Source organism: Achromobacter sp. UBA4530, assembly GCF_002388205.1.
Taxonomy (GTDB): Bacteria; Pseudomonadota; Gammaproteobacteria; order Burkholderiales; family Burkholderiaceae_B; genus Achromobacter; species Achromobacter animicus.
In genome coordinates, this window is the sequence record NZ_DGMA01000011.1 from 105,651 (window position 1) to 117,841 (window position 12,191).

Annotated in this window: 15 protein-coding genes; 8 read left to right on the forward strand and 7 right to left on the reverse strand. The window is 65.9% G+C overall.

The window, feature by feature from the left end; translation table 11 throughout:
• Positions 1-14 precede the first annotated feature (14 nt).
• From B2W22_RS12330 to B2W22_RS12340, 3 genes are read right to left on the reverse strand one after another with little or no spacing between them, the layout of a single operon-like run.
• Positions 15-881, reverse strand: coding sequence for a metal ABC transporter permease (locus tag B2W22_RS12330; protein WP_175124913.1), 867 nt, complete (start codon positions 879-881; stop codon positions 15-17).
• On the reverse strand, positions 878-1,600 hold the full coding sequence (locus B2W22_RS12335) for a metal ABC transporter ATP-binding protein (protein ID WP_175124912.1): 723 nt from the start codon (positions 1,598-1,600) through the stop codon (positions 878-880). Before B2W22_RS12335 ends, B2W22_RS12330 begins: the two co-directional genes overlap by 4 nt.
• Complete coding sequence (locus tag B2W22_RS12340; RefSeq protein WP_175124911.1) at positions 1,597-1,767, reverse strand: hypothetical protein; 171 nt, start codon at positions 1,765-1,767, stop codon at positions 1,597-1,599. The genes B2W22_RS12335 and B2W22_RS12340 overlap by 4 nt, the downstream gene beginning before the upstream one ends.
• A gap of 202 nt (positions 1,768-1,969) precedes the next feature.
• Between B2W22_RS12340 and B2W22_RS12345 the strand changes: the two genes are divergently transcribed.
• The 5 genes from B2W22_RS12345 (at position 1,970) to hslU (ending at position 6,663) form a co-directional block, all read left to right on the forward strand.
• On the forward strand, positions 1,970-2,473 hold the full coding sequence (locus B2W22_RS12345) for a Fur family transcriptional regulator (protein ID WP_056327248.1): 504 nt from the start codon (positions 1,970-1,972) through the stop codon (positions 2,471-2,473).
• Positions 2,474-2,899: 426 nt separating this feature from the next.
• The gene (locus B2W22_RS12350; protein WP_175124910.1) at positions 2,900-4,015 is read left to right on the forward strand and encodes a CobW family GTP-binding protein; all 1,116 of its coding nucleotides are present in this window, start codon (positions 2,900-2,902) and stop codon (positions 4,013-4,015) included.
• A 124-nt stretch (positions 4,016-4,139) separates the two neighbouring features.
• Positions 4,140-4,604: an RNA polymerase-binding protein DksA gene (gene dksA, locus B2W22_RS12355; protein ID WP_056327244.1), complete on the forward strand. Its 465-nt coding sequence runs from the start codon at positions 4,140-4,142 to the stop codon at positions 4,602-4,604.
• A gap of 114 nt (positions 4,605-4,718) precedes the next feature.
• The gene (hslV, locus tag B2W22_RS12360) at positions 4,719-5,258 is read left to right on the forward strand and encodes an ATP-dependent protease subunit HslV (protein ID WP_056327243.1); all 540 of its coding nucleotides are present in this window, start codon (positions 4,719-4,721) and stop codon (positions 5,256-5,258) included.
• Positions 5,259-5,328: 70 nt separating this feature from the next.
• Complete coding sequence (hslU, locus tag B2W22_RS12365; protein WP_175124909.1) at positions 5,329-6,663, forward strand: ATP-dependent protease ATPase subunit HslU; 1,335 nt, start codon at positions 5,329-5,331, stop codon at positions 6,661-6,663.
• 83 nt (positions 6,664-6,746) lie between these two features.
• Here the strand turns inward: hslU and B2W22_RS12370 are convergent, their stop codons facing one another.
• Positions 6,747-7,052 (reverse strand): copper-binding protein, encoded by a 306-nt coding sequence (locus tag B2W22_RS12370; RefSeq protein ID WP_175124908.1) that lies wholly within the window; start codon positions 7,050-7,052, stop codon positions 6,747-6,749.
• Between the two features lie 203 nt (positions 7,053-7,255).
• Between B2W22_RS12370 and B2W22_RS12375 the strand changes: the two genes are divergently transcribed.
• Both B2W22_RS12375 and rfbD read left to right on the forward strand, forming a co-directional pair.
• Positions 7,256-7,810 carry a cob(I)yrinic acid a,c-diamide adenosyltransferase gene (locus tag B2W22_RS12375; protein WP_286937886.1) on the forward strand — a complete coding sequence of 185 codons (555 nt, stop codon included), beginning with the start codon at positions 7,256-7,258 and terminating at the stop codon, positions 7,808-7,810.
• A 29-nt stretch (positions 7,811-7,839) separates the two neighbouring features.
• On the forward strand, positions 7,840-8,757 hold the full coding sequence (gene rfbD, locus B2W22_RS12380; protein WP_286937888.1) for a dTDP-4-dehydrorhamnose reductase: 918 nt from the start codon (positions 7,840-7,842) through the stop codon (positions 8,755-8,757).
• Positions 8,758-8,803: 46 nt separating this feature from the next.
• On the opposite strand, the gene lipA is transcribed toward rfbD, so the two are convergent.
• Positions 8,804-9,808, reverse strand: a complete 1,005-nt coding sequence (gene lipA, locus B2W22_RS12385; protein WP_175124886.1) for a lipoyl synthase — start codon at positions 9,806-9,808, stop codon at positions 8,804-8,806.
• 178 nt (positions 9,809-9,986) lie between these two features.
• Between lipA and B2W22_RS12390 the strand changes: the two genes are divergently transcribed.
• Positions 9,987-10,799: a substrate-binding domain-containing protein gene (locus tag B2W22_RS12390; protein WP_286937889.1), complete on the forward strand. Its 813-nt coding sequence runs from the start codon at positions 9,987-9,989 to the stop codon at positions 10,797-10,799.
• Positions 10,800-10,824: 25 nt separating this feature from the next.
• Here the strand turns inward: B2W22_RS12390 and B2W22_RS12395 are convergent, their stop codons facing one another.
• On the reverse strand, positions 10,825-11,547 hold the full coding sequence (locus B2W22_RS12395) for a tetratricopeptide repeat protein (RefSeq protein ID WP_286937891.1): 723 nt from the start codon (positions 11,545-11,547) through the stop codon (positions 10,825-10,827).
• Entirely contained in the window at positions 11,544-12,182 is a 639-nt protein-coding gene (gene lipB, locus B2W22_RS12400; RefSeq protein ID WP_286937893.1) for a lipoyl(octanoyl) transferase LipB, read from the reverse strand. Before lipB ends, B2W22_RS12395 begins: the two co-directional genes overlap by 4 nt.
• Positions 12,183-12,191: the final 9 nt, after the last annotated feature.

Consider the following 12,191-nt stretch of genomic DNA (forward strand, 5'->3'; position numbering starts at 1 on the left):
CTCCTTATGAAGTCTCAGGCAGGGCGCGCGCGGCGCGTTGCCCGCAGCAGCCCGCCTTGCGGGCCGCCCACGATGGAAAACAGATAGCAGGCGCCGGCCGCCAGGATGATCGCGGGCGAGGCCGGCACGTCGAAGTGATAGGAGACCAGCAGCCCGGCCACCGAAGACGCCACGCCGAGCGCCGCCGACAGCGGAATCTGACGGGCCGCGCTGCGCACCCAGAACCGCGCCGCGGCGGCCGGCAGCATCATGATGCCCACCACCATCAGCGTGCCCAGCACCTGAAAGCCCGCCACCAGATTCACGACGACCAGCACCAGAAAGCCCATGTGCACCACGCCGCCCATGCCGCCGCTGGCGCGCAGGAATCCCGGGTCCAGGCATTCGGCAACCAGCAGCCGGTAGATGGCCGCCAGCACAAGCAAGGTCACGCTGGCCGTGGCGGTCACAAGCAGCAACGCCGCGTCGTCCAGGCCCAGCACCGTGCCGAACAGCACGTGCAGCAGATCCATGTTGGAGCCGCGCAGGGACACCAGCAGCACGCCCAGCCCCAGCGATATCAGGTAGAAGGCGGCAAAGCTCGCGTCCTCGCGCAGCGGCGTCAGCCGGGCCACCAGCCCCGCCAGCAATGCCACGGCCAGTCCAGTCGCAATACCGCCCAGCATCATCGCGCCGAGCGACAGGCCGGCCATCAGAAAGCCCACCGCCACACCCGGCAGAATGGCGTGCGACATCGCATCGCCCATCAGGCTCATGCGCCGCAACACCAGAAAGACACCCAAGGGCGCGGCGCCCAGCGACAGCGCGCAAGCACCCGCAAGCGCGCGCCGCATGAAACCGTAGTCGAGGAACGGCGATACCACCCAATCCACGAGCGTCATGCCCAGGCTCCCGCGTGGCGTTGGCGCGCCGTCTTCAGATGCGCCTCGCTCAAGGTGGCGGTGGTGTCGCCCCAGGCCACCACTGAACCGGACAACAGCAGGCTTTCCGGAAAGTGATCGCGCACCAGGTCCAGATCGTGCAACACCGCGATCACGGTGCGGCCTTGTCCATGCAGGCCGCACAACAGGGCCATCAGTTCCTCGGCGGTGTGGCTGTCCACGGCCGCAAAGGGTTCGTCCAGCAACAGCACCGGCGCGTCCTGCACCAGCATCCGTGCAAACAGGGCGCGCTGCATCTGCCCGCCCGACAGCGTATCCACGCCGCAGCCCGCGCAATCGGCCAGGCCCACGGTTTCAAGTGCGTGCATGCACCGGTCCAGCTCGTCGTTGCTGAACGCGCGCCAGGCGCCGACCCGGCGCCAGGCGCCCATGGCCGCCAGGTCCAGCACTGTCGTCGGAAATGATCGGTCCAGTTCCGCCGCCTGCGGCAGCCACGCCAACGCCGATCGTCCGGCGCCCTGGATGCGCACGCTGCCGGTCATGGGTCGCAGCACGCCCATGATGCCCTTGATGAGCGTCGACTTGCCCGCGCCGTTGGGTCCGACCACGGCTGTCATGCCGCCGGGCGCGAAGCTGCCCGAAACCGCGCGCAAGGCCGCGCGCCCATGCCAGCCGAACGATGCGTCGACCAGCTCGACCGTGACGGGCGCCGCGTTCATCGCGGCCACCAGTCCAGCGCCCAGCCGGTCAACGCCCACAGCGCGATGCCGGCCATCAGGGCGTAAGCCATGCGCCGCCAGGCGGAAACGAGAAACGCGGAACGGGGCGGCGTGCCCCGGCCGGGCGCGGCGCCGGGCCGCGGGGGCAGGAGCGAGAAATGGGACATGGCAGGCAACAACGGAATTCGGCAACGACGGGAAAGCGGCAACCGCAGCAACAACATACGAAGCAGCGGTAGTTTTATTATGTTATATCATAACTAAACCATGACGGCTTCAGAGCCGGTTCCCGCACGCCGGGGTTTTCTGCTACCTTCCAGGCATCTCGCGCGCGCGTCGCGCGCGCTTCCCATTCAGATAAAGCCCGCCATGTCCGCTCCGTCCCGTCCACCCCGCAACGACAGCGTTGGCGCTCAGCTCAGCGTCGCCGAAACGCTGTGCGCGCAGCGCGGACGCCGCCTGACCCCCATCCGCCGCAAGGTCCTCGAACTGTTGCTGCGCCATGGCCGCAGCCTCAAGGCCTACGAGCTGCTGGACGCCATGCGCGCGGTCCATCCGGGCGCTGCGCCGCCCACGGTGTATCGCGCCCTGGACTTCCTGATGGACGAAGGCCTCATTCACCGCCTGGACGCCGTCAATGCCTGGAGCGCCTGCCACGACGCCGGCGGCGCCCCGCATGACCTGCTCGTCGTCTGTACCGGTTGCGGCGCTGTCGCTGAAGTCTCCGACCCGGCCATGAGCCGTCAGTTGGCCGAACGCGTTGCCCAGACGGGCTATGCGCTGGCCACGCATGAAACCGAAATCCGCGCGCTGTGCCCGCAGTGCCAGAAGACGCAGCCGGCCGACGCGGGTCATCACCACCATCACCACTGATTGGGCGGGCGCCCCTGAGGCGTTTCATCCATTGGGTGCGCCTCATCCTTGGATTGGCCTCATCCCGGGCACCTCTCATCCTTGGATGAGCCCCATTTCGAGCCGCATCTCATCCTTAGGATGCGCCCCATCGGCCGCGCCATTTCAAGCCCGCCCGCTCCCGGGCCGCCGGCTCGCCCTTGAATTCAGGCAAACCGCCCCAAAATAGAGGTATCGCCCGATACTTGACGGCGATCGGCTGCCATCTGGCGGCCACGGCCCCCCGGGTTGGCCCGGGGTTTGCCCCCTGCCCCCGACTGTGCTGTAATCCTGCGTCCGGCCGCTATCGGTGGCTCTCGCAGCCTGTGGCAGACATCAATCGGCAGGGACTGAAAACCCCGTCAGGCGCTGTGTTTCACGCCCTGACATCACGCTAGCAGCTTCGCCATGAACACCCCGCGCAGTTTGGACAAAATGGTTCCCGTCACCATCCTCACCGGCTTCCTCGGTGCGGGCAAGACCACCCTGCTCAAACGCATCCTGACCGAATTCCATGGCCGCCGCGTCGCCGTCATCGAAAACGAGTTCGGACCCGAAAGCATCGACAACGACCTGCTCGTGCAGGACAGCGACGAAGAAATCATCGAGCTGTCCAACGGTTGCGTCTGCTGCACGGTGCGCGGCGACCTGATGCGTACTCTGTCCGAGCTGCGCGCCAAGCGCGAAGCCGGCGAACTCACTTTTGAACGCGTCATCCTCGAAACCACCGGCATGGCCAACCCCGGCCCCGTGTGCCAGACGTTCTTCATGGATGACGACATCGCCGAGTACTACCGCCTGGACGCGGTGGTCACCGTGGTCGATGCCAAGCACGGCATGTCCACACTCGACGAACAACCCGAAGCCCAAAAGCAGGTCGGTTTCGCCGACCGCATCCTGATCTCGAAGAAAGACCTGGTCAACGAAGTCGACTACGAAGCGCTGCGCCACCGTCTGGTTCACATGAACCCGCGCGCGCCGATCACCGCCGTCAACTTCGGCGACGTCGACCTCAAGTCCATCATCGACATCAGCGGCTTCAATCTGAATTCCATTCTGGACATCGACCCGGAGTTCCTGGCCGATGAGCATCCGGACGCCGCGCACAACCATGCCCACGATCACGACCATGATCACGGCCACGGCCATGACCACGATCATGACCACGATGGCGAATGCGGCGCGCACTGCAATCATGCCCACCATCACCACCCCAAGCACGACGACGAAATCGGCGCGTTCGTGTTCCGTTCCAACAAGCCGTTCGATCCCGCGCGCCTTGAGGAATTCCTGGGCGGCGTCGTGCAGGTCTATGGTCCCGACCTGATGCGCTACAAGGGCATCCTGTACATGAAGGGCATCAACCGCCGCATGTTGTTCCAGGGTGTGCACATGATGATGGGCGCCGAACCCGGCAAGCCGTGGACCGCGGCCGAAAAACCGTCCACCAAGATGGTGTTCATCGGACGTAAGCTGCCCCAGGAGATTTTTACCCGGGGCTTGGAGCAGTGCCTGGCGGGGTAATCCCCATTCCTGCGTGACGCGATGCGACGAAGGCAGTACTGTGAGGTACGGATAGCGTAGGCAACAAGTAACACGGACCGGGACGGACGCCCGCGCCAGGATCGATTCATAGTGGAGTGTTTACATGGCTACCAAGGCAGCAACCAAAAAATCAAGTAAGTCGACGAGCGATACGGCGATTGATCTGCCCAGCGAAAAGGAATTGCTGGCCATGCCCGAGTCGGACTACATGAACGACCGCCAACTGGCGTTCTTCAAGGAACGGCTCAAACAACTCGAGCAGGACATTCTGGCCAACGCCGGCGAGACCACCGAGCACCTGCGTGAAACGCAATTCGTGCCGGATCCCGCCGACCGCGCCACCATCGAGGAAGAGCACGCCCTGGAACTGCGCACCCGCGACCGCGAGCGCAAGCTGCTCAAGAAGGTGCAGCAATCCATCGCCCGCATCGACAGCGGCGAATATGGCTGGTGTGAAGAAACGGGCGAGCCCATCGGCATCCCCCGTCTGCTCGCCCGCCCCACGGCCACCCTGTCGCTCGAAGCGCAGGAACGCCGTGAGATGCGTCAAAAGCTGTACGGCGACTGATCCGTCCCGCTTCCGCTCCGTCCCTGAAAGGCCATGCCGGTTAACCGCATGGCCTTTTTTCTACTTGATATACCGGCGACCGCCCCCAGCTAAAACTTTCAACGGAAGGAACGCATGGAACAATTTCACGCCACCACCATCGTGTGTGTGCGCCGCGGCAACCGCGTCGCGCTGGGCGGCGATGGCCAGGTCACCCTGGGCAACATCGTCATCAAGGGCACTGCCCGCAAGATCCGCCGCCTGTACCACGACAAGATTCTCGCTGGCTTCGCCGGCGCCACCGCCGATGCGTTCACGCTGCAGGAACGCTTCGAAGCCAAGCTCGAAAAGCACCAGGGCAACCTGATGCGCGCCGCGGTCGAACTGACCCGCGACTGGCGTACCGACCGCGTCCTGCGACGCCTGGAAGCCATGCTGATCGTGGCCGACGCCGAGCACACGCTGGTTCTCACCGGCAACGGCGACGTGCTGGAACCCGAGCACGGCCTGGCCGCCATCGGCTCCGGCGGCGCGTACGCGCAATCGGCCGCGTTGGCCCTGCTGCGCAACACCGACCTCCCGCCCGAGACGATCATCAAACAATCGCTCGAGATCGCCGGCGACCTGTGCATCTACACCAACCAGAACCACGTCATCGAAACGCTGGGCGACTGACGCCTGCCGCGCGGCGCAACCTGCGCCGCGGCGCCCTCCCAGCCCGCCCTAGCTTCAAGGATCCGCCCTGATGTCCGCATCCAACATGACGCCCGGAGAGATCGTCTCCGAACTCGACAAGTACATCGTCGGCCAGAACCGCGCCAAGCGCGCGGTCGCGGTGGCACTGCGCAACCGCTGGCGCCGCCAGCAGGTCGCCGAACCCCTGCGCCACGAAATCCATCCCAAGAACATTCTGATGATCGGCCCGACCGGCGTCGGCAAGACCGAGATCGCGCGCCGCCTGGCCAAACTGGCCAACGCGCCGTTCATCAAGATCGAAGCCACCAAGTTCACCGAGGTCGGCTACGTGGGCCGCGACGTGGACACCATCATCCGCGACCTGACCGAATACTCCATCAAGCAGACCCGCGAACTGGAAATGCGCCGTGTGCGCACCCAGGCCGAGGACGCCGCCGAAGACCGCATCCTGGACGCCCTGGTTCCGCCGCCCCGCGGCGCCTCGGGTGAGCCCCAGCGCGGCGAGGACAACAGCGCCCGCCAGACGTTCCGGAAGCGCCTGCGCGAAGGCCTGATCGACGATCTGGAAATCGAGATTGAAGTCGCGCAGACCGTGCCGCAAATGGACGTCATGACGCCCCCCGGCATGGAAGAAATGGCCGAGCAGCTGCGCGGCATGTTCGCGGGCATGGCGCGCGACAAGAAAAAGCCCAAGAAGATGAAGGTGCGCGAAGCCTTCAAGCTCATCGTCGACGAAGAAGCCGCCAAGCGCGTCAACGAAGAAGACCTGCGCAGCGTTGCGATCAACAACGTCGAGCAGAACGGCATCGTGTTCCTGGACGAAATCGACAAGATCGCCGCCCGCCAGGAATCCGGCGGCGCCGATGTGTCGCGCCAAGGCGTGCAGCGCGACCTGCTGCCGCTGGTTGAAGGCACCACCGTCAACACGCGTTATGGCATGGTCCGCACCGACCACATCCTGTTCATCGCGTCGGGCGCCTTCCACCTGTCGCGTCCGTCGGACCTGATCCCCGAACTCCAAGGCCGCTTCCCGATCCGCGTCGAACTCGAATCCCTCACCGCCCAGGATTTCGTGCGCATCCTGTCCGACACGGATGCGTCGCTGACCAAGCAGTACACGGCGCTGATGGCGACCGAGGACGTCGAGCTCGAGTTCACCGACGAAGGCGTACGCCGCCTGGCGGAACTGGCCTTCGAGGTCAACGAAACCACCGAGAACATCGGCGCCCGCCGTCTGTACACGGTGATGGAAAAGCTGCTGGACGAGCTTTCCTTTGACGCCACGTCCAGCCAGGACAAGCACGTCAAGATCGACGCCGCCTACGTCAACTCGCAACTGGCCGAAGCTGCCAGCAGCCAGGACCTGGCCCGCTACGTGCTCTGACGCTCCGGGCACCAGCGACCCGCCGCAGATGCAAAAAACCCCGCCGCAACGCTTTGCGGCGGGGTTTTTTCTTTGGGACAGCGTCAGTTCGTGATCGCCGTCACCACGTACTTGCCATCCTTGCGCGTAGCGGTAAACCGCACCTTGTCGCCCGCCTTGATATTGGCCAGCAACGCCGGATCGGCCTGGTAGACCAGCGACATCGCCGGCAGGTCCAGCGCCTTGATGGCATCGTGCTTGATCGTGACCTTGCCCGCCGCGGCGTCCACGCGCCGCACCTCGCCCGTGGCATCGGCCTGCTGCGCGAAAGCGACTGGCGTCGCCAGCGACACGACAGCCATTGCGGTGGCAACCGCCATGGGCGTTGCGTACTTGCGGTTAAAACCCATATGTAACCTCCCTATGCGATCCAAGCGGCCGGGGCGCCTAAGGCGCTCCTGCCGCTTTTTACAGTGCTAGGATACTGCGCGAATGCAACCATTCCGCCGCGAGTGCGCAACAATCCTGACGGTTGTTTGCGGAGCGGCCCTGCTTGCGGGCTGCGCTTACCGTCGGAAGCAAGCCTCCAACTCTTCTCACTCAATCAAAAAACATGGCCAACCGCTTATCCGTCATTGCCACCCGCACCGGCGACGATGGCACCACCGGGCTCGGGGACGGATCCCGAATCCCCAAGGACGCCCCGCGCATCGCCGCCCTGGGCGATGTGGACGAACTGAACAGCGTCATCGGCCTGTTGCTCACTGAAACCCTGCCGGACGACGTGTCCGCCGACCTGCTCACCATCCAGCACGACCTCTTCGACATGGGCGCGGAGCTTTGCATCCCCGGCCATGCCGCGATCACCCAAGAGCAGGTTGCTTATCTGGATGCGCGGCTCGCGCACTACAACGCGGCGCTGCCGCCGCTGCGCGAGTTCATCCTGCCCGGCGGCTCGCGGCCGGCAGCAGTGGCGCACATGGCGCGCACGGTAGCCCGGCGTGCCGAGCGCGCGGTGGTCGCGCTGGCGGGAGTGGAAAGCGTAAATGCGCCGATCCGGCAGTACTTGAACCGGTTGTCGGATCTGATGTTCGTGCTGGCGCGTTACATCAACCGCCAACTGGGTCAGCAGGACACGTTCTGGGCCGGCGCGCAGGCGCGCCGCTAGCCCACGCAAGTCATCGCGAGCCAGCCCCCATGGCAAACATCCTGTTGCTCGGCAAGGACGGCCAGATGGGCCGTGCGCTGCAGGCCGTATTGCCGGCGGTGGGCGATGTCACGGCGCTGGGCCGGGACGCGCTCGATCTGCGTGATCACGTGGCCGTCATCGCGACGCTGAACGCGAAACGACCGGACATCATCGTCAACGCAGCCGCCTGGACGGCGGTCGACCAGGCCGAGCACGAACCCGACGCGGCCGCAGCGGTGAACGCGTTGGCGGTCGCGACACTGGCGCAGCATGCCGCGGCCAGCGGCGCCCTGCTCATTCATTACTCCACCGATTACGTCTTTGACGGCGCCCTCGCGCGGCCCTATACCGAAGCCGATGCGCCGAATCCCATCAACGTGTACGGCGCCACTAAACTCGCAGGCGAGCGCGCCATTGCCGCAAGCGGGTGCGAGGCTTTCGTGTTGCGCTGCAGCTGGATCCATTCGCTGCACGGGCGCAACTTCTTCCGGACGATCTTGAATCTGGCCCGGACCCGTGAAACCTTGAATGTCGTTGCGGACCAGCACGGCACGCCGACGCCCGCGTCCCTGGTCGCGCAGACCACCGCGCTGTGCATCGCGCGCCATCGCCAGCAAGCGCTGCCTGCGGGCCTGTATCACGTCGCCGCGGCGGGCTCGACCAATTGGCATCACTATGCGCAATATCTCGTGGCAGGCGCCATTGCGCGAGGCATCAACCTGAACCTTGAACCGGCCCGGATTACGGCCGTGACGTCGGTGGATTACGCGGCCCCTGCCGCCCGGCCGCGCAATTCACGGCTGGATACAACGGCGCTGACAGTGGCGGCCGACTTTGCGCCGGCGGCCTGGACCACGTATGTGGACCAGAGTCTGGATGAGCTGGTTGCCTACGGCGGCGCGGCGGACTTTTTCTCGAAGGCGTAGCGGGCAAGTCGCGACACAGCGCGCCACGCCCGAACCGCTCAGGCGATCAATTCACCCCAGCCGCATGCGCCTGTTCGTCCGCGTGGTACGACGACCGCACCATCGCCCCCACCGCCGCGTGCGAGAACCCCATCGCATACGCCTCACGCTCGAACATCGCGAACGTGTCCGGATGCACATACCGCAGCACCGGCAGGTGGTGTTCCGAGGGCTGCAGATATTGGCCAATCGTCAGCATATCGACATTGTGGTCGCGCATATCCCGCATCACCTGCAGGATTTCCTCGTCGGTCTCGCCCAGGCCCAGCATCAGGCCGGACTTGGTGGGCACTTCCGGGTGCAGCTTCTTGAACTCGGCCAGCAGCTTCAGCGAGTGCATGTAGTCCGAACCCGGACGTGCCTGCTTGTACAGGCGCGGCACGGTTTCCAGGTTGTGGTTCATGACGTCCGGGGGACCCGCGTTCAGGATGGTCAGCGCGCGGTCCAGGCGGCCGCGGAAGTCGGGGACCAGCACCTCGATGCGGGTGGTGGGCGACAGTTCGCGGATATGCGTGATGCAGTCCACGAAGTGGCCGGCGCCGCCATCGCGCAGGTCGTCGCGGTCGACCGAGGTGATCACCACGTAGGACAGCTTCATGGCGGCGATGGTGCGCGCCAGGTTTTCGGGCTCTTTGGTGTCCAGCGGGTCGGGCCGGCCGTGGCCCACGTCACAGAACGGGCAGCGGCGCGTGCACTTGTCGCCCATGATCATGAACGTGGCCGTGCCCTTGCCGAAGCACTCGCCGATGTTCGGGCACGAGGCCTCTTCACAGACCGTGTGCAGGTTGTGTTCGCGCAGGATGCGCTTGATGTCGTAGAAGCGTGAACCGGGCGCGGCGGCCTTCACGCGGATCCATTCAGGCTTCTTCAGGCGCTCGGCCGGAATGATCTTGATGGGAATGCGCGCCGTCTTGGCCTGCGATTTCTGCTTTTGCGTCGGGTCGTAGACCGCTTCCGCGGGCGCGGCGGCGGATTCGTTCGAGGGCACAGGAGACTCGGCGAGCGTGGACATGGGACACCTTCGTGACCGGCGCGCAGAACGGCCGGGTCTGGGAGAAAACAGGCATTTTACCCTTCGCGGCCCGATCCGATGCGGGAACGTCCGGCGGCCCGGGGAACCGCTGCAGTATGTCCGGCGCCCCCATCAGCCCTGGGTTATCGTCTGGCCTGACGTATTTCCAGCCTTTGCCATGCCTTCCCTGCCCTTGCCCGCCCCAATCGCCGTGATTGCCGCCCGTCTCGATGCCGGCCCGACCGCCCGCGCTTTGCAGGCCTGCAGTGAACGCGTCGCGTCAGCGGGTTACTACCTGTCCGTCGGCCCCTGGCACGAGCCCGCCGGCCTCGCCCTGCTGGACGGGCTGCGACCGGCGGCGGCCCTGGTGATTGGTCCCGTGGACACGCCCACCCTGCGCACCGCGCTCAGCGCGCTGGAGGTCCCCATCGTCGAAACCTGGATCGCCTGCCCGCAGACGCTGGACAGCGCGGTCGCCATCGACAACGCCGAAGCCGGCCGCATGGCGGCCCGGCATCTGGCCGAAAAGCGCCATCCGCGCGTCGCCTGCATCAGCGCCGACACGCCGTGGGAGCGTGCCCGCCGCGAGGGCTTCATCAGCAGCGCGGCCGCGTTGGGACTGGAACTGGTTGCGGACATCGTCCAACCGGAAGTCCAGCACATGAACGACGGCCGCATGGCGTTCCTGCGCCTGTTGGCCACCAATACGATCTTCGATGCGGTGTTCTGCACGTCCGACCTGCTGGCGGCCGCCGCCGTGTCGGAGGCGCACAACCGCGATCTGCAGGTACCGCAGGATCTGGCGGTGTTGGGGTTCTCGGACGACGGGAGCGCGGTGCAGTGGGTGCAGGGCCTGACCACGCTGGGCGTGGACGCCGCCGAGCTGGGCCGGCGGGCCGGTCAGCTGTTGCTGGACCGGCTGGACGGCGAACGAGGCGCCGGGCAGCACGACATGTTGGAAGTGGTGTTCGATGCGCGCCTGAGCACCTGAGGCGCGTAAGGCGCGTGAAGCTGCTCTACGCTTCGTACAGCGCCGGAAAGCCGCAGTCCTGCAGCATGCCGTTGGCTTCCTTCAAAAATGCGGGCGTCGCGGTTTCCGGGACGCGGACCAGCCATTGCACGGCTTCCTCTTTCTTGCCTTGCAACAGCAGCATCCGACCCAGGTGGAACATGCCGCGGAAGTCGCCGCCCTCAGCGCAGCGCTGGTAGCAGTCAAACGCGCGTTCCAGGTCTTGCGGGACCACGTCGCCGGCCTCGTGATAACGGCCCACGACGCCGATCGACTTCACGTGGCCGGCCTGCGCGGCCTGCTGGTACAGGGCCAACGCCGCGGCCTGGTTCTGCGTCACGCCGCCCCGGCCCGTGCGCAGCATGTGCGCGTAGTTGTACAGCCCCCAATCCAGACCCGTGTCGGCGGCGCGGCGGAACCAGTACGCCGCGACCGTATCGTCGGCCGCCACGCCCCAGCCGTTTTCATAGCAGCGTCCCACCATGTTGATGGCCATGGGGTGATCAGCGTGCGCGGCACGCTTGAACCAGGCCAGTCCCTCCGCGGGCTGGCGCTCGACGCCCACGCCGTCCAGCAGCATCTGTCCGTAGATGGTCTGCGCCTCGGTCAGCCCCAGGTCGGCGGCGGCGCGGATCCATGCGGCGTATTCCTCTGGCGGTCCGGATTCGCGCAGACGGGCAAGCTGTTCGGGCGTGGTGGCGGCGACCTCGGCCGCGGTGTAGGTCTTCAATTTGTGTTCCTTCGGCATTGCCAGGCGTGCGCGAGATTCTGCGCCAGCGCATCGCCCGTCTCGGTGGGCGTGCGCCGCACGCCACAGGCCGCCATGTCGACGGTGCGCAAGCCTTCGTAGCCACAGGGATTGATGCCCAGGAACGGCGCCAGATCCATCTCGACGTTCAGCGACACGCCATGGTACGCGCGGCCGTTGCGGATCTTGATGCCCAGCGCGGCGATCTTGGCCAGCTCGCCGCCTTCGGGATGCGGCACATAGACGCCCGGCGCGCCGGGCTTGCGACAGGCCCCGTCCACACCCAACTGCTCGAGCGTGTCGATGACGGCCGATTCCAGCAGCGCCACGTATTCCTTCACGTACATGTCGGCGCGGCGCAGGTCGAACAGCGCGTAGGCCATGACCTGGCCGGGGCCGTGATAAGTCACCTGGCCGCCGCGGTCGCAATGCACGATGGGAATGTTGCCGGGATTGAGCACGTGTTCCGGCAGGCCCGCCTGGCCCAGCGTGTAGATCGGCGGATGCTCGCACAGCCAGATTTCATCCGGCGTGTTGTCGTCGCGCTGGCTGGTGTACGCCTGCATGTCCTGCCAGACCGGCAGATAGTCCGCCGGTCGCGCGAGCCACTTGATCACAGCGGTCTT

Excerpts from the sequence above, each read along its gene's own strand:
- hslU (WP_175124909.1), top strand. The coding sequence starts at position 5,329 with ATGTCCGCATCCAACATGACGCCCGGAGAGATCGTCTCCGAACTCGAC.
- B2W22_RS12335 (WP_175124912.1), bottom strand. The coding sequence starts at position 1,600 with ATGAACGCGGCGCCCGTCACGGTCGAGCTGGTCGACGCATCGTTCGGC.
- B2W22_RS12375 (WP_286937886.1), top strand. The coding sequence starts at position 7,256 with ATGGCCAACCGCTTATCCGTCATTGCCACCCGCACCGGCGACGATGGC.
- B2W22_RS12390 (WP_286937889.1), top strand. The coding sequence starts at position 9,987 with ATGCCTTCCCTGCCCTTGCCCGCCCCAATCGCCGTGATTGCCGCCCGT.
- B2W22_RS12370 (WP_175124908.1), bottom strand. The coding sequence starts at position 7,052 with ATGGGTTTTAACCGCAAGTACGCAACGCCCATGGCGGTTGCCACCGCA.
- lipA (WP_175124886.1), bottom strand. The coding sequence starts at position 9,808 with ATGTCCACGCTCGCCGAGTCTCCTGTGCCCTCGAACGAATCCGCCGCC.
- B2W22_RS12345 (WP_056327248.1), top strand. The coding sequence starts at position 1,970 with ATGTCCGCTCCGTCCCGTCCACCCCGCAACGACAGCGTTGGCGCTCAG.
- B2W22_RS12350 (WP_175124910.1), top strand. The coding sequence starts at position 2,900 with ATGAACACCCCGCGCAGTTTGGACAAAATGGTTCCCGTCACCATCCTC.
- B2W22_RS12330 (WP_175124913.1), bottom strand. The coding sequence starts at position 881 with ATGACGCTCGTGGATTGGGTGGTATCGCCGTTCCTCGACTACGGTTTC.
- B2W22_RS12340 (WP_175124911.1), bottom strand. The coding sequence starts at position 1,767 with ATGTCCCATTTCTCGCTCCTGCCCCCGCGGCCCGGCGCCGCGCCCGGC.
- rfbD (WP_286937888.1), top strand. The coding sequence starts at position 7,840 with ATGGCAAACATCCTGTTGCTCGGCAAGGACGGCCAGATGGGCCGTGCG.
- hslV (WP_056327243.1), top strand. The coding sequence starts at position 4,719 with ATGGAACAATTTCACGCCACCACCATCGTGTGTGTGCGCCGCGGCAAC.
- dksA (WP_056327244.1), top strand. The coding sequence starts at position 4,140 with ATGGCTACCAAGGCAGCAACCAAAAAATCAAGTAAGTCGACGAGCGAT.